At 70.1% G+C, this 15,189-nt stretch carries 16 protein-coding genes; 8 read left to right on the forward strand and 8 right to left on the reverse strand.

The features are described 5' to 3' along the window. The first annotated feature begins 95 nt into the window (after nt 1–95). Complete coding sequence (serS, locus tag CKO41_RS05240) at nt 96–1,370, forward strand: serine--tRNA ligase (RefSeq protein ID WP_200381454.1); 1,275 nt, start codon at nt 96–98, stop codon at nt 1,368–1,370. Nucleotides 1,371–1,776: 406 nt separating this feature from the next. Here the strand turns inward: serS and CKO41_RS05245 are convergent, their stop codons facing one another. From CKO41_RS05245 to CKO41_RS05275, 7 genes are all read right to left on the reverse strand, one after another. Further along, nucleotides 1,777–1,962, reverse strand: a complete 186-nt coding sequence (locus tag CKO41_RS05245; protein ID WP_200381455.1) for a hypothetical protein — start codon at nt 1,960–1,962, stop codon at nt 1,777–1,779. A gap of 69 nt (nt 1,963–2,031) precedes the next feature. Beyond that, the gene (locus CKO41_RS05250) at nt 2,032–2,703 is read right to left on the reverse strand and encodes a Bax inhibitor-1/YccA family protein (protein WP_200254457.1); all 672 of its coding nucleotides are present in this window, start codon (nt 2,701–2,703) and stop codon (nt 2,032–2,034) included. 206 nt (nt 2,704–2,909) lie between these two features. Then, nucleotides 2,910–3,161, reverse strand: a complete 252-nt coding sequence (locus tag CKO41_RS05255; RefSeq protein ID WP_200254455.1) for a hypothetical protein — start codon at nt 3,159–3,161, stop codon at nt 2,910–2,912. A gap of 81 nt (nt 3,162–3,242) precedes the next feature. After that, nucleotides 3,243–5,387, reverse strand: a complete 2,145-nt coding sequence (locus CKO41_RS05260; RefSeq protein WP_242463983.1) for a tRNA(Met) cytidine acetyltransferase TmcA — start codon at nt 5,385–5,387, stop codon at nt 3,243–3,245. Between the two features lie 169 nt (nt 5,388–5,556). After that, nucleotides 5,557–5,979: an NINE protein gene (locus CKO41_RS05265; RefSeq protein ID WP_242463984.1), complete on the reverse strand. Its 423-nt coding sequence runs from the start codon at nt 5,977–5,979 to the stop codon at nt 5,557–5,559. A 172-nt stretch (nt 5,980–6,151) separates the two neighbouring features. Beyond that, on the reverse strand, nt 6,152–6,769 hold the full coding sequence (locus CKO41_RS05270; protein ID WP_200255267.1) for a response regulator transcription factor: 618 nt from the start codon (nt 6,767–6,769) through the stop codon (nt 6,152–6,154). Beyond that, entirely contained in the window at nt 6,766–9,351 is a 2,586-nt protein-coding gene (locus tag CKO41_RS05275; protein ID WP_338115542.1) for an ATP-binding protein, read from the reverse strand. The genes CKO41_RS05270 and CKO41_RS05275 overlap by 4 nt, the downstream gene beginning before the upstream one ends. A 190-nt stretch (nt 9,352–9,541) precedes the next feature. Here CKO41_RS05275 and CKO41_RS05280 point away from each other — a divergent pair, with 190 nt between their 5' ends. After that, entirely contained in the window at nt 9,542–9,997 is a 456-nt protein-coding gene (locus CKO41_RS05280; RefSeq protein WP_200381457.1) for an RDD family protein, read from the forward strand. A 3-nt stretch (nt 9,998–10,000) separates the two neighbouring features. On the opposite strand, the gene lptG is transcribed toward CKO41_RS05280, so the two are convergent. Beyond that, entirely contained in the window at nt 10,001–11,065 is a 1,065-nt protein-coding gene (gene lptG, locus CKO41_RS05285; protein ID WP_200381458.1) for an LPS export ABC transporter permease LptG, read from the reverse strand. 174 nt (nt 11,066–11,239) lie between these two features. Here lptG and CKO41_RS05290 point away from each other — a divergent pair, with 174 nt between their 5' ends. From CKO41_RS05290 to CKO41_RS05310, 6 genes are all read left to right on the forward strand, one after another. Beyond that, a complete protein-coding gene (locus tag CKO41_RS05290) occupies nt 11,240–12,739 on the forward strand; it encodes a leucyl aminopeptidase (RefSeq protein ID WP_200381459.1) in 1,500 nt (499 codons plus the stop codon). Nucleotides 12,740–12,750: 11 nt separating this feature from the next. After that, nucleotides 12,751–13,203 (forward strand): DNA polymerase III subunit chi, encoded by a 453-nt coding sequence (locus CKO41_RS05295; RefSeq protein ID WP_200381460.1) that lies wholly within the window; start codon nt 12,751–12,753, stop codon nt 13,201–13,203. 82 nt (nt 13,204–13,285) lie between these two features. After that, nucleotides 13,286–13,780 carry a ferritin family protein gene (locus tag CKO41_RS05300; RefSeq protein WP_200381461.1) on the forward strand — a complete coding sequence of 165 codons (495 nt, stop codon included), beginning with the start codon at nt 13,286–13,288 and terminating at the stop codon, nt 13,778–13,780. Between the two features lie 123 nt (nt 13,781–13,903). Then, complete coding sequence (locus tag CKO41_RS18565; protein ID WP_242463987.1) at nt 13,904–14,191, forward strand: hypothetical protein; 288 nt, start codon at nt 13,904–13,906, stop codon at nt 14,189–14,191. A 153-nt stretch (nt 14,192–14,344) separates the two neighbouring features. Continuing rightward, the gene (locus CKO41_RS18570; protein ID WP_242463989.1) at nt 14,345–14,854 is read left to right on the forward strand and encodes a hypothetical protein; all 510 of its coding nucleotides are present in this window, start codon (nt 14,345–14,347) and stop codon (nt 14,852–14,854) included. A 52-nt stretch (nt 14,855–14,906) separates the two neighbouring features. Next, complete coding sequence (locus CKO41_RS05310; protein WP_200253343.1) at nt 14,907–15,158, forward strand: hypothetical protein; 252 nt, start codon at nt 14,907–14,909, stop codon at nt 15,156–15,158. Nucleotides 15,159–15,189: the final 31 nt, after the last annotated feature.

The following is a 15,189-nucleotide window of genomic DNA, read 5'->3' on the forward strand; positions in this document are numbered from 1 at the left end:
CCCGCGTCCCTGCCTTATAATGATGATTTTGCCAAGACGGGAGGCGGGCCGCGTCCGCGGGACGTCCGCCCTCGAGGTGCAACGGGCGGTTCCAGATGTTAGATCCCAGATTGTTACGGTCGGAGTTGGCGGTGGTGTCCGAGGGCCTGGCCCGCCGTGGTCTGCGCGTCGATGGTGCGGCTATCGAGTCCCTGGAGGCGCGGCGCAAGGCCCTCCAGGTCGAGGTCCAGGACCTCCAGAACCAGCGCAACACCCGCTCCAAGGCGATCGGCCAGGCCAAGGCGAAGGGCGAAGACGTCGCCCCGCTGATGGCCGAGGTCGGCACCCTCGGCGAGCAGTTGAAGGCCGCCAACGCGGCTCTCCAGGAGGTGCAGGAGGCGCTCGGGGAGATCGCCCTGGGCCTGCCGAACCTGCCGCACGCGAGCGTCCCGGACGGCCGCGACGAGGCCGCCAACCAGGAGGTGCGGCGCTGGGGCGAGCCCAGGTCGTTCGAGTTCGCGCCGCTCGATCACGTCGACCTCGGCGCGGCCAATGGCTGGATGGACTTCGACGCCGCGGCTAGGCTCACTGGCTCGCGCTTCGTCGTCCTGCACGGGCCGCTGGCCCGGCTGCAACGGGCGCTGACCCAGTTCATGCTCGACGTCCACACCGCCGAGCACGGCTACACCGAGGTCTATGTGCCCTTCATGGTCAATGCCGACAGCCTGCGCGGCACCGGCCAGTTGCCGAAGTTCGAGGCGGACCTCTTCAGGCTCGCTGGCGAGCACCCGTACTACCTGATCCCGACGGCCGAGGTGCCGGTGACCAACCTGGTGCGCGATCGGATCCTCGAGGCCGACGCGCTGCCGTGCCGCTTCGTCGCCCACACGCCCTGCTTCCGCAGCGAGGCCGGCTCCTACGGCAAGGACACCCGCGGCATGATCCGCCAGCACCAGTTCGAGAAGGTCGAGCTCGTGCAGATCGTGCGCCCCGACGCGTCCTACCAGGCCCTCGAGGCCCTGACCGGACACGCCGAGACGGTCCTTCAGCGGCTCGGGTTGCCGTATCGCGTCGTCGCCCTGTGCGCCGGCGATCTCGGCTTCTCGGCCGCCAAGACCTACGACCTCGAGGTCTGGCTCCCGGGCCAACAGGCCTATCGCGAGATCTCCTCGTGCAGCAACTTCGAGGACTTCCAGGCGCGGCGGCTCCAGGCGCGCTGGCGCAACCCCGAGACCGGCAAGCCAGAGCTGGTGCACACGCTGAACGGCTCGGGTCTCGCGGTGGGGCGCACGCTGGTCGCCGTGCTCGAGAACTATCAGGAACAGGACGGGCGGATCGGCATCCCAGAGGCCCTGCGGCCCTACATGGGCGGCCAGGAGTGGCTCGGCTAGCGCGTTCCACCCGACCTCCGGGCCGCGTGCCGACCTGCGCCGGGGCCGTAGGTCGGGTGAGCCCCTCGGGGCGTAATCCGACGGCCGGCGACGCGGCGCCCGCCGAGGCCGCTGTCGGGCTACGGCGCGCGCGAGCCCGTTCGTCGTCAGTGGCCACCGTGCGGCGCGCCTCACCCGACTACGGGCCGTGCCGAGCTGCGCCGGGGCCGTAGGTCGGGTTAGCCCCTCGGGGCGTAACCCGACGGCCGGCGACGCGGCGCCCGCCGAGGCCGCTGTCGGGTTACGGCGCGTGCGAGCCCGTTCGTCGTCAGCGACCGCCGTGCGGCGCGTCTCACCCGACGCGGCTGCGCCATTCGGGTCGAATCCTTCCTGCCGGTAACAGATCCGCCTCGGCCGGCGGTCCGCATCAGCGCACCGCCAGCACGAGCAGGACGACGAACAGGACCACGCCGGCGAGCGGCAGGAGCGCGGCCCGCCAGTCGCCGGCTTGGGCCTTGGGGCCGTTCTCCTGCCAGTGCTTGAAGGCCGGCCAGAGGTAGATCAGCAGCATGATCATCGCGGCGGCCGCCGCGATCTTCAGGAAGAGCTCCATGGTGTCGGGCCTCCAACGAAAAGCCCCGGCGCGGGGCCGGGGCGGATTGCCGATCGGGGCGGGCGTCGATCAGTCGTCGCCGCCCATGATGCCCAGGATCTGGAGCAGGCTGATGAAGATGTTGAAGATGCTCAGGTACAGGCTGAAGGTCGCCATGATGTAGTTCGTCTCGCCGCCGTTGATGATGCGGCTGGTGTCGAACAGTATGAAGCCGCTCATCAGCAGGATGATCGCCGCCGAGATGGTCAGCGACAGCGCCGGGATGGCGAGGAACAGGTTGGCGACGATCGCGATCAGGACCACCATCATGCCGGCGAAGATGAATCCGCCCATGAAGCTGAAGTCACGCTTGCTGGTCAGCGCATAGGCCGAGAGGGCGAGGAAGATGGTGGCGGTGCCGCCGAACGCGGTCGCGATCGTCTGCGGGCCGTGCGGCAGGGCCAGATACATGGTCAGGATCGACCCCAACCCGAGGCCGAGCAGGCCGGTGATGGCGAAGATGACGCCGATGCCGGCGGCCGAGTTGGCGGTGCGCGGCAGCACGAAGATGCCCATCACCATCGCGACGATGACCGAGACCAGGTACATCCAGCTCGGCAGCTGGAGGGCGACCGAGAGGGCCGCCATCAGTGCGCTGAACCCGAGCGTCGCGGACAGGAGCAGGTAGGTGTTCTTCAACACCTTGTTGCTGGAGAGCACCTGTTCATGGGTGCGGGACAAGGTGTAGTTCGAGTCGGCCATCTGTTGGTTTACTCCTCGTTGAAACAAAGAAAGTCGGCTCGTAAGACCGATCGAGGTCGGTCGCGGTTCCCGAAAGGTGCCGACGATGCCTGATATGGGGGCGGTCCTTGCCGATCGCCGAGCGGTGACGCCTCTGCGAAGCATCATTGACGTCAAGGATACCGGACGTTCGGGCCCCGACCAAACGCCCTGGGCGGCTGCGCACGTCAGTGGCCCGCGGATTCGCCCCCGGGCAGTTCCCCCTCGACGCGTCGGTAGCCGTGCCGGGTGCGCCGCCGGTCGATCGCGCGCAGGCGCGCAAGCCCCGCCTCGAGCGACGGCAGGCTGATGCGCTTGCCGCCGCCGCGGCGCGATTCGCGCGAGCCCCAGCTCGCGACCAGGGTCCAGGCGCCGAACAGGTCGCGGGTCAGGTGTGCCTGGTAGTAGCGGCCGTTCTCGTCGTTGATCCAGAGGTACATCGAATTCCGGTGGCGTGGAGAGCGCAGGCGTTGGCAGTGCTGGCCATTGTAACCGCTGGCCCAGACCCGGCGTCGCGACGCTCAGCCCGCGAGCAACAGGGCGCTCGCCTGGCGCAACTGCGCGATCAGGTCGGCACGCCCGTGCGCGGCGGTCTCGGCGGAGGCCTCGGCGGGGGGGCGCAGCTGCAGGACGACGGCGACGACGAGGGCGGCAAGCTCGCTCCCGATCCGCCGCTGTCGCAGCGCGGCGCCGAGGCGCGCGCTGGCGAGTTCGGCGAGGAGGGGTAGGGTGGGCTCGAGCGCACGCCGTGCGTGGGCGAAGGCGGCGAGCTCGCGTCGTTCGCCGGCGGTGAGCCGGGGCGTGCGGGCCGGGAGGGTCGCGAGCAGGGCGGCGATCGTCGCCGGGGCTACCTGTCGCAGCGGCCCCGGCAGCAGGCGTGGCAGGCGTTCGGCGAGGCGCCGGGCGGCCTCGGTCAGCAAGGCGCGGCCCGCGGCCGTCAGTGGGCGCAGGACGACCAGGCCGTGCTCGCCGCTCGCGGCGTTGCGATGCGTGCCGAGCTGCGCCGGGGCATGGCCGCAGCGTCCCCAGAAGGCGATGAGCCCCGGGGTCGCGCCGAAGCTGGCGCCGAGGAGATCCACCCCGTCGGCCTCGGCCTCGCTCGCGAGCGCCTCGAGCAGCCGCCGCCCCAGGCCTCGCCCGACCAGGGCCGGGTGGACCGTGAGGCGCACGATGCGCCGATAGCGCAGCCGCGGTGCCTCGGCGAGACCGGCGTGGGCGGAGAGGGTCTGCGGCAGCAGGTGACCGCGCGGCCTCCGGTGCCCGGCGAAGACGGCCTCGGTCAGGTCCGCCGCGAAGGACCCCTCATCGGCCGTGAGGGCGGTCGCGACGATCGCCCGGCCGTGGCGCAGCACCTGGATGCGCACATTGGGACCGTCCAGGAGGTGGCGCAGGTCGAGCGGTCGGGTCTGGTAGTGGGCGAGGACGAGCAGGCCGAAGAGCTCGGCGAGCGTCGCCTCGTCCTGGACGAGGGTTTCGCGGTCGAGGCTCGCGGCCGTGCAGCGGGCCGGCGTGGCCGCGGCGACCGCCTCGGTCGCGGCCGGGGCGGCCGACAGGAGCAGCGCCTGGGCCGTCAGGGCCTCGAGCGGGTCGTGCGGCGCCCAGCGGATCGGGGCGGCGAGGGTCAGGTGGCGCCAGTCCGGCGCGAGTCGCTCGAGCCGCTCCCGGAAACGCACCTCGAAACCGCGCCCGGTCCCCTCGTAGCCGTGGACGGTCGTGGCGAAGACAACCCGCCGATACCGGGTCAGGGCGCGTTCGAGCAGCGGTGCCGGGATGCCGGCGGCCTCGTCGATCAAGAGTAGGTCGGCCGGTGGGGCGGTCAGGTCGAGGGCGTCCGGGGCGATGAAGGCGAGGCGGCCTTGGCCGCAGGCGAGACCGTCCCGGCCGGCTTGGCTCTCGGTCGGGCTGTCTTCGAGCACCGCGGCGGCGTGGCGGAAGATGGGCTCGACGGCGGCGCGGCGCGGGGCCGTGACCAGGATGCGTGCGCCGTCGGCGAGGAGCAGGCGGGCGGCGGCGAGTCCGAGCGCGGCGCTCTTGCCGCGGCCGCGGTCGGCCGTGATCACGAGCGGACGGCGCGCCCGACCGCGGGCCGTCTTGACGATGGTCGCGACGGCATGCTGCTGATCGGCCGTCGCCGGCCTGGCCGGCGAGGCGGCCGTGCAGGGGGGCGCCGACGGTGCCTCGGCGGGCAATGGGGGCGGTGGCAGCGGTCGGCCCTGGTCGACGATCGAGCAATCGGGGTCGGCCTCGAGCACCCGTACCAGGCGGGCGATGAAGCGCCCGCCGACGTCGGCCGGTGTGAAGGGGTGCACCGCGATCCGCTGCGTCTGCGGATCGCATCGCCGCGGCCAGTCGCCGAGCGGTGGGGTCAGGAGCACCAAGAGCCCGCCGCCGCGCAGGGTACCGGTGGCGGCCCCCAGGCCATCCGGGTCGAGCCCGCCGTGGGCATCGTAGACGAGCACGTCGAACTCCTGGCCGAGCAGCTGATCCGCGCTCTCAAGCGGCTGGGTCCGGGCCGCGACGGCCCGGTTCGTCAGCCAGAGCGCGGCGCCGTCGGCCGTCGCCGCCTGTGCGGCGGCCAGGGTCCAGTCCGCATCGCCGGCGAGGACCAGCGTGCCGCGATGGTTGGCGGCCCGCGCCCGGGCGCGCAGGGCTCGGGCGAGGGCCATCAGGGCGGGTACGTCGGGGGGCGGCGGCATCGTCGTGGGCGGCTGGATACTGGCGTGCGGGTGGCGGTCTGCGGTGCACGCGGGGTCTAGGGTTCCCCGCGATCGATCGCCTTCCGATCCCATCGCGCGGGTGGGCGGTCGGTGGGTTCGGTCGGCGGGGCTGGCGATGTCAGGGCGGTGGGCTGGACGGGGCGCCGGCGTTGACCTCGTCGATCTGGTCGTTCAGCGTCCAGTAATCGTAGACGTAGCCGACGAGGAAGAGGCCGCCGGTCAAGAGCCAGAGGAGACCCGTTGGCCACTTGCCCAGATAGAAGCGATGGACGCCGAATAGGCCGAGGAAGGTCAGGAGGATCCAGGCCAGATTGTAGTCCTTCGGGCCCTCGAGGTAGCGACGGTCGGCCCGGCGGTCCATGCCGGGGATCAGTAAGAGGTCGACGAGCCAGCCGATCAGCAGCAGGCCGGCGGTCAGGAACCAGATGGTGCCGGTGACCGGTTTGCCGTAGTAGAAGCGATGGGCGCCGAGGAATCCGAAGATCCACAGCAGATAGCCCATCAGGAGCGAATGGGACTTGCCTGTCGTTTGCATGGTCATCTCCCCTCCTCGGGGCCTCGCGCGGCGGGCGTGGCGACATCTTATCCGGTGCGAGGCGCGCAGGAGGAGGCGCGCGACTGGCGACGGGGAACCCGAACCGGCCTCGCCGAGGTCCAGGACCCCTCGTGCTCGATCGAGTGCCAGTGTGGCTTGCGGTCCGATTCGTCTCCGCTCAGGCGTCGGGTCCCGCGACGAGCAGGGCCATGCGCACCAGGTCGGCCAGCGAGTCGGCCTGCATCTTGTCCATGACCCGCGCCCGGTGGGCCTCGACGGTCTTGGCGCTGACGCCGAGCGCGGCGGCGATCTCCTTGTTCGACTTGCCGTCTGTGACGAGTGCCATGACCTCGTGCTCGCGCGGGGTCAGCTGCTCCAAGCGGGCGGCGATGTCGGTGCGGCGCAGCTGCTGGCGGCGCTGTGTCGCGTCTCGATCCAGACCGCGGCGGATGGCGCCGAGCAGGGCCTCGTCGTTGAACGGCTTCTCGATGAAGTCCAGCGCCCCGGCCTTCATCGCGCGCACCGCCATCGCCACGTCGCCGTGGCCGGTGATGACGATGACCGGCAGGCAGAGTTCGGCCTTCGCGAGCCGGGCCTGGAGCTCCAGGCCGCTCATGCCGGGCATTCGCACGTCGACGAGCAGGCAGCCGGGGCGCCCCGGGCAGTAAGCGGCGAGGAACTCCTCGGCGCTGCCGAAGGTGAGTACCCGCAGGCCGATCGACTCGATGAGCCACTTCAGCGAGGTGCGCATGGCCTCGTCGTCGTCGACGACGAATACGCTCGGTTCTCGATTCATGTCGCGCTGTCCGTTGTCCGTTCCGCCGTAGCGATGACCGGCAGGACGACGTGGAAGGTCGTCCCGGCGCCGGGTTGGGATTCGGCCCAGATCCGCCCGTCGTGATCGTCGAGGATGGTCCGGCTGATCGGCAGCCCCATCCCCATGCCGCTGTCCTTGGTCGTGTAGAAGGGCTCGAACAGGCGGCGCATCTGCGTCGGCTCGATGCCCGGTCCATTGTCCTCGATCTCGACCTCGGCTTCATCGGGAGTGACCCGGGTGCGGATCGCGATACGCCGTTCGGCTGCCGGCATGTCGGCCAGGGCGTCGAGGGCGTTGCGCACCAGGTTGAGCAGGACCTGCTCGATCTGCACCAGATCGACATTGACCAGGATGCGCCCCGGGGCCATCTCGAGGTGCAGCGCGATACCGAGGCGTTCGACGTCGAATTCGACGAACGAGCAGACCTCGCGCACCATCGCATTGAGGTCGGCCGCGGAGCGGATCGGTGGTTGCTTGGCGACCAGCGCGCGGAGTCGTCGGATGATCTCGCTGGCCCGCTCGGCCTGGGTCGTGATCTGGCCCATCGCCTGGATCAGCGGCTGCGGTTCGATCAGGTCGCCCTGGAGCCGGCGGCTCGCGCCGTTGGCGAAGTTGGCGATCGCCGAGAGCGGCTGGTTGAGCTCGTGGGCCATGCCGGTGGCGACCTCGCCGAGGGTGCTCAGGCGGCAGACGTGGACCAGCTCGGCCTGGTGCTGACGGGCCTCCTGCTCGGCGCGGCGCACGGCGGTGATGTCGCGCCCGTAGATGTTGACGTAGCCGAGCTCGCGGATCGGCGTGAAGAGGAGGGCGTAGACCTGCCCGGCGAGCACCGTTTCGCGCTCGTGCGTTTCGCCGTCGACCAGCGCTTGGTCGACCTCGGCGACCCAATCTGCCGGCAGTCGGTCGCCGACTGCGCAGCCCCAGGCCTCGAGCAGTGGTCGGCTGGCACGGTTGGCAAAGACGAGCCGGCCGGCCTCGGCAACGCGCAGGATGGGATTCGGGCTCTCGTTGGCGATGCGCGCCAGGCTCTTGATCTCGCGCTCGGCCTCCAGACGCTCGGTGATGTCGTGCATGTAGAGGGTGTAGAAGGTCCCATCGTCGACCTCGATCGGGACGATCGACAGCTCGACCGGCATCGTCGTGCCGTCGTGGCGCAACGCCGCGAGCTCGCCGCGCACGTGGGGCTCGCGGCCTTCGCGCTGGGCTCGGTGGGACTCGGCGAGCAGCCCGTCGAAGAGGGGGAGGTCGGACGCCGCGACGCTGCGCACCGCGAATGGCTGGCCGATGTCGCGGTCGCGGCGCAGGCCGAAGGCGCGTTCGGCGGTGGGGTTGCAGTCGACGATCCTGCCGCGGCCGTCGATGGTCACGATCGAGTCGAGCGAGGCCTCCATGATCGCCGCCTTCAGGGCCTCGGTCTCCCGCATCTCGTGTTCGTAATGGCGGCTGAGCTCCTGGCGGGCCTTGAGCACGAGTTGGGTGAACTGCTGGATCCAGTCCTCGAGCAGCAGCAGTTGGTTGTTGCCGCGCTGGAAGCCGGGCTGGGCGATGCCCAGTGCCCGGTGGGCGAAGCGCGACATGCGCTTGAGGATCCTGTTCAGCCGAGCCGAGACCAGATAGATCACGGCCGTGAAGACCAGGATGAAGATCAGCGCCGTGAGGCCGCGCTGGCGCCACTCGAAGGTGCGCATGTGGCGCGCCATCCGATCGACGCTGGCGTGGGAGACGAAGGTCGTGAAGTGCAGATCCCAGCCGCCGGTCTCCTGCTGCGACAGGGGCTGCGAGGTGATCAGGTAGTCGCGCCGCCAGGTCTTCAGATGGGTCCCGGGCGGCAGCGTCTCGGGGTCGACGCTCGTGACGATCCGTTGGGTCGAGCCCGTGACCAGGGCGACCAGGACCCGTTCTGGCCAGATGACCTGCTGCGCGGCGGTCAAGAAGTCGGCATCGACCGGGACGGCGAGGACCAGAGTGCCCATCGGGAAGCCCTCCGAGTCCTCGATCAGGTCGCCGATGACCAGATAGGGCAGGCCGCCGACCGCGACCAGGAGTGGACGCATGCCGTCGGGCCAGGTCAGTTGGCGGCGGATCTTGTCCGTGAGTTCCCCCGGCAGTGGCTGACCTCGGCTCTCGTAGACCTCGCGCAGCGCCCCGGTCCCGTCGAGCAGCAGGATGTGGCTCGGCGTCGGCAGTTCGTAGCGGGCGAAGCTGTCGGCGAGCCAGGCGGGTTTGGCATCGCGGTAGAGGCGGGTTTCGAAGGGCTCGTTCGGCAACCAGACGATCGGATCGAGGTGTTCGGCGAGACGCCTGTGGTTGGCGAGCAGGCGGGTCGTCGCCGCATAGCTCGCGACATAGCGGTCGAAGCGGATCAGGCCCTCGCGCGAGCGCAGGCTGAGCTGGGTCTTGAGCTCCCTGTTGGCGATCTTCGAGATCATCCGTCCCTGGACCTGGTCGAGCACGGCCCAGACCGCCAGGCCGGTCAGGAGCCCGATCAGGATCGCGATCACCGGCATCGGCAGTGGGCGCAGCAGCCGGAAGAGGAAGGGTTTGACGGTGAAGGTCTTCACTGGCAGGGGCGATCTCGTTGGCTGGGCGGGCGGTGGGTCCCGGGCGGGCGGTCGGCCGGTATCCTGCGTTCGGCGGCGTTTCGCGAACGCCGCAGACGGGCGCCAGGGCGAGGCGGCGCGCGGCGATGGCCTTCGGCGCCGGCTGCGGCGACAATCACGGCCTTTTACCGATTTGGCAGGTGATTCCCGCATGACCATCGATATCGCCCAGGCCCGCCCGCCGGGCCTCCCGCGCCGTCTCGCCGCGATGCTCTACGACGGCCTGCTGCTGCTCGGCGTGCTGTTCGTCGCCGTCGCGCTCGTCGTGATCCCCTACGAGCAGGTCCTCGGGTCGTCGTTCCCGAATCAGGATCCGCTCGCCCGCCTGATCCTGCAAGGCTATCTGCTCTTGGTCAGCGGTCTGTACTTCACCTACTTCTGGATCCGCGGCGGTCAGACCCTCGGGATGCGGGCCTGGCGCCTGCGGGTGCTGCGCGAGGACGGCGAGCCGCTCCGCTGGCGTGATGCCTGGGTGCGTTTCCTCGCCTCGCTGCTGTCGCTTGTCCCCGCCGGGCTCGGCTTCGCCTGGATCCTCATCGATCGCGAACGGTTCGCCTGGCACGATCGGCTCTCGCGCACCCGCCTGGTCATCCTCGCGAAGCGGTGACCCTCAGCCGACGCGCCGCAGGAGCCAGAGCGCCCCGGCGGCGAAGAGGGTCGGCGGCAGCGTCGCGGCGATCATCGGGCTGAGATCGAACAGCAGCGAGAAATGGACCAGGGTCCGACTGAGCAGGTAGAAGGCGATGCCGGCGAAGATCGCGAAGACGACCTGCGTGCCCATGCTCGTCGTGCGCGCCGAGCCGAGTAGGATCGGGATCGCGACCAGGATCATCGTCAGGATCAGCGCCGGCTGGACGAGCTTGCTCCAGAGGGCGATCTCGTAGTTGCGCCCGTCCTGGTCGGTGTTGGCCATGAAGCGCACATAGTGGTAGAGATCCCAGATCGGCAGCGCCTGCGGCTCGATGACGACGACCTCCAGCAGCCGCGGGCTGAGCAGCGAGTCCCAGCGGGCGCGTTCGATCTGCTCGACCTGGACCCCGTCCAGCGACAGGCGGCTGCGGGCGATCGACTCCAGCGTCCACTGCCCATCGGCGTAGCGCGCTTCGGCGGCGTGCGAGGCCAGCGTGAGCGTCCGCCCGGGGCCGACCTCGTATATCGAGATGTCGCGCAGGTTGCTCCCCGAGAGGATCTCGCGAATGTTGACGAAGGTGTTGCCGTCGCGCGCCCAGAAGCCGCTTGCGGTGTGCTGCATGACCTGTCCGGTCAGGGCCTCGGAGCGTCGCTGTTGGCCCTCCTGCTGGGCGTAGGGGGCGAGGCCTTCGCCGATCAGGATCGCGGCCAGTGCCAACGGCACGCCGCCCTTCAACGCGGCGAGGACGAGGCGCCCGATCGAGACGCCGGCGGCACGCATCGCGACCAGCTCCGAGCCGCTCGCGAGCGACCCGAGTCCGACCACGGCGCCGATCAGGGTGGCGATCGGGAAGAGCTCGTAGCCGTAGCGGGGCATGGTCAGGGTCACGAAGACCAGCGCGTCGAAGAACTGGTAGTCGCGCTCGCCGATCTGATCCATCTCGTCGGCCAGGAGGAAGAACCCGAGCAGGGGGAGCAGCACGGCGAGGGCGAGCAGGGTGCCGCCGATGACCGAGCCGGCGATGTAGCGGTCGAGGATGCGCAACGGTGAGGACCTGTGGTCGGCGTGGCCGCCGGCCGTTCTTTCAAGCCTGCCGCGCGGCCCCGATATCGATTAGACTCGAACGCGATCATCTTACTACACCGCAGCGGTACCGGAGCGATCCGGGCCAGCGCCCGGGCCGCCCGCCGCGGACATCGAATCCACAATGGAGCAGCGATGGAATTCAGCGTCAAGACCGGCGCGCTGGCCAAGCAGCGCACCCCCTGTCTCGTCCTCGGGATCTTCGAGCGGCGCCAGCTCTCTGCCCCGGCGGAGGCGATCGACGAGGCGAGCGGCGGACGCCTCGCCGAGGTCCTGAAGCGCGGTGATCTGGGCGAGGACGTCGGCGCCACCCTCTGCCTCTACGACCTGCCGGGGGTGGCCGCCGAGCGGGTCCTGCTGGTCGGTTGCGGCAAGCGCAAGGAATTCGATCGCGCCCGCTACGTCCAGGCCTGCACCGCCGCGGCGCGGACGGTCGATGCGCTGGGCGCCGGCGCGGCCCTCTCGGCGCTGCCCGCGCTCGCCCCGAACGGCCTCGACCACTACCGTGCCGCCCGCGAGGCGGTCGCCGCGACGGCCGCTGCCGTCTATCGCTACACCCGGACCAAGGATGACAAGAAGGCCCCGAAGCACCCGCTCAAGCGGCTGCACCTGTGGGTTGCGGAGAAGGGCGAGCAGGCCGCGGTCGAGCGCGGCGTGCAGCACGGCCTGGCGATCGCGCACGGCGTCGCCCAGGCGCGCGAGCTCGGCAATCTGCCCGGCAACATCTGCACCCCGTCCTACCTCGCCGAGCAGGCCCAGGCCCTCGGCACCGAATTCCCGGGCCTGCGCGTCGAGGTCCTCGAGGAGGCCGACATGGAGGCGCTCGGGATGGGCGCGCTGCTGTCGGTCTCGCGCGGTAGCCGCCAACCGGCGAAGTTCATCCTGATGCACCATCAGGGCGGCAAGGCCGGCGAGAAGCCGGTGGTCCTGGTCGGCAAGGGCCTGACCTTCGATGCCGGTGGCATCTCGCTCAAGCCCGCCGCCGAGATGGACGAGATGAAGTACGACATGTGCGGTGGCGCGAGCGTCTTCGGCGCCGTGCGCGCCGCCGCCGAGCTCGACCTGCCGATCAACCTGATCGGCGTCGTGCCGGCCTCCGAGAACCTGCCCGACGGGGCGGCCAACAAGCCGGGGGACATCGTCCGGAGCCTCTCCGGGCAGACGATCGAGATCCTCAACACGGATGCCGAGGGCCGGCTGCTCCTCTGCGACGCGCTGACCTACTGCGAGCGCTTCGATCCGGCCGTCGTCATCGACATGGCGACCCTGACCGGCGCCTGCGTGATCGCGCTCGGCAAGCACCCGGCCGGTCTCTTCACGGGCGATGATGAGCTCGCCGAGGAGATCCTCACCGCCGGCGAGGCGAGCGGCGATCGCGCCTGGCGCCTGCCGCTGTGGGACGACTACCAGTCTCAGCTCGACAGCAACTTCGCCGACATGGCCAACATCGGCGGGCGCGACGGGGGGGCCATCACGGCCGCCTGCTTCCTGTCGCGCTACACGAAGAAGTACCGTTGGGCGCACCTCGACATCGCCGGCATCGCCTGGCTCGGCGGCAAGGAGAAGGGCGCCACCGGTCGTCCCGTGGCCCTGCTCGCGGAGTTCCTGTTGCGCCGCGCCGGGGCGCTGGCCTAGCCGCGCCGGCCATGACCGAGGCCGTCGCTCCGCCCCGCGTCAGCTTCTACAGCCTCGCCGACGATGCCGCGGGCGACCGTTTCCAACTCGTCTGTCGGCTCGTCGAGCGGATCTATGCGACGGGACTGCGCATCTATATCCTGGCCGCCTCGGATCAGGACGCGCGCCATGTCGATCGGCTGCTCTGGACCTATCGCGAGCAGAGCTTCCTGCCGCACGGCCTCAAGGGCGAGACGGACGCCGAGCTCACGCCGATCCTGATCGGCCGGGATCCCGATCCGGGCGATGCCCGGTCGGTCCTGATCAACCTCGCCGCCCGGGTGCCCGAGCACCTGGAGCGGTTCGAGCGGCTCTGCGAGGCGGTCGACCACGACCCAGCGGTGCGCGAGGCGGCCCGCGAGCGCTACCGGCACTACCGCCGCGCTGGCCTGGCGGTCGAACACTACGAGATTCGGCTTGCCTGAGCCGCCGGCGGTGCGCATTGCGACGCCCAGGACAAGCCCCGACGCTCTCCCGGAGAAGACGCGTGATCGCGAGGTATGTGAAGTGACCACCACCAACGAGATCGATGCCGAGACCATCGCCGAGCAGCGGACGGTTGCCGAGGTGGTACGCACGGCGATCCGTTTCGAGGCGGCCGCCGAGGTCTTCTATGCGCGGCTGCTGGATCGGGTGAGGCCCGAAGTCCAGCCCCTGGTCGCGGAGCTCGTGCAGGAGGAACGGGAACACGGGCAGCGGTTGCATCACCTCCTCGACAGCGGCGAACTCGTCGCGGAGTTGCGGGCGCGTATGCGCGCGCCGGCGTCGATGCCGGCCTTCGAGGCCATGCTGGAGCCGCCCCAATTGCCGTCCGACCCGAGCGACGACGATATCTTCGACTATGCGATGGCGCGCGAACAGACGGCGGCCGAGCACTATGCGGCCCTAGCACGCGCGGCGATCAACCCGGTCCTGCGCGAGACCTTCGCCTTCCTCGCCGACGAGGAGGCCGACCATATCGCCAAGCTGGGCCAGCGCTGGGGCCGCCTGAGCGGTTCCTGACGAGGGCCGCGCGTCTTCGTTTCTCGGCAGCCGGCGGGTCTCGGCCGCTGCAGCTCGTCAGGTTCGATCCCCTGTGGTAGGTGACGTAGAATCGGCCGTGTCGCCCACTTCGGCCCCACGATCATGCCCGCGCCCGATCTCCTGCAATGGCATCGCCTCTTCGGCATCGCCCTGACCGATCGCTTCGCCGGGACGCCTTGGCGCGTCGAGCTGGAGAAGGAGCTGGCGCTGAGTAGCCAGCGCCTCGATGCCGTCATCATCGAGCGATCGGAGACGCCCCCGGCCCCCGAGCGCCTCGCCCCCGAGCTGCCCGATGGCCTCGCACCCTTGCGAGCGCACAACGTCCTGACCTACAAGTCCTATCACGAGCCCCTCGACGCCTGGGCCCTCGATGAACTCATCGGCCACTAAGTCAACTACCGCAAGCTCGCCTCGCGCACGGCCGGCCCCGCCGGCAACGCACTGAGCGCCGGCGATCTGCTCCTACCGGCTGAGGATTTCCAGCTCTACGCCGTCGCCACCCGCTACCCGCGGAAGCTTTTCGCAGCGCTCGCCTCCGCGCGTGTGCAACCAAGCCCCGATCCCGGCGTCTACACTATCGATTGGGGTGCGCATTCCGTTCGCCTCATCGTTCTCAGCCAGGTCGCCAGCGATCCCCGCAATGCCCCGTGGGAGCTCTTCAGCGCCGAGTTGGCGCGGGTGCGCCACGGCCTGGCCCATTACCGTGCCCGCAGCGGCCCCGCCGGGGAACTGCTCTACCGCCTCTATCTCGTCTATCGTCTGGAGCTGCCCGAAATGGCCTACACGCTCGAAGAATTCATCCGCGAGACCCACCGCGAGGTCATCGCCCACCTCACGCCCGAGGAGCGGCGTGCGATCGTCGAGGGGATGCCACCGCAGGAGCGGCTGCGTGGTTTGCCGCCAGAAGAACGGCTGCGTGGTCTGCCGCCGGAAGAGCGCCTACGTGGTCTGCCGTTGAAGGATCGCCTGCGCGATCTCGACCCGGATGCGCTGTCGGAGCTCACGCCCGAGGAACGGGAGGCCCTGCGCAAGCTCCTTGCCAGGCGCAACTGAGAGATCACCGTTGGGCATTGCGTTGCTCTGCCCATCTTGCCCGTTGCCCGAAATGACCTACACGCTCGAAGAGTTCATCCGCGAGACTCACCGCGAGGTCATCGCCCACCTCACGCCCGAGGAGCGGCGTGCGATCGTCGAGGGGATGCCACCGCAGGAGCGGCTGCGTGGCCTGCTGCCGGAAGAGCGCCTGCGTGGTCTGCCGTTGAAGGATCGCCTGCGCGATCTCGACCCGGATGCGCTGCCGGAGCTCACGCCCGAGGAGCGCGAGGCCCTCCGCAAGCTTCTTGTCAGGCGCAACTGAGAGGTTGCCGGTGGGCATTGCGCTGATCTGC

It is taken from the genome of Thiococcus pfennigii (assembly GCF_016583835.1).
Classification (GTDB): domain Bacteria; phylum Pseudomonadota; class Gammaproteobacteria; order Chromatiales; family Chromatiaceae; genus Thiococcus; species Thiococcus pfennigii.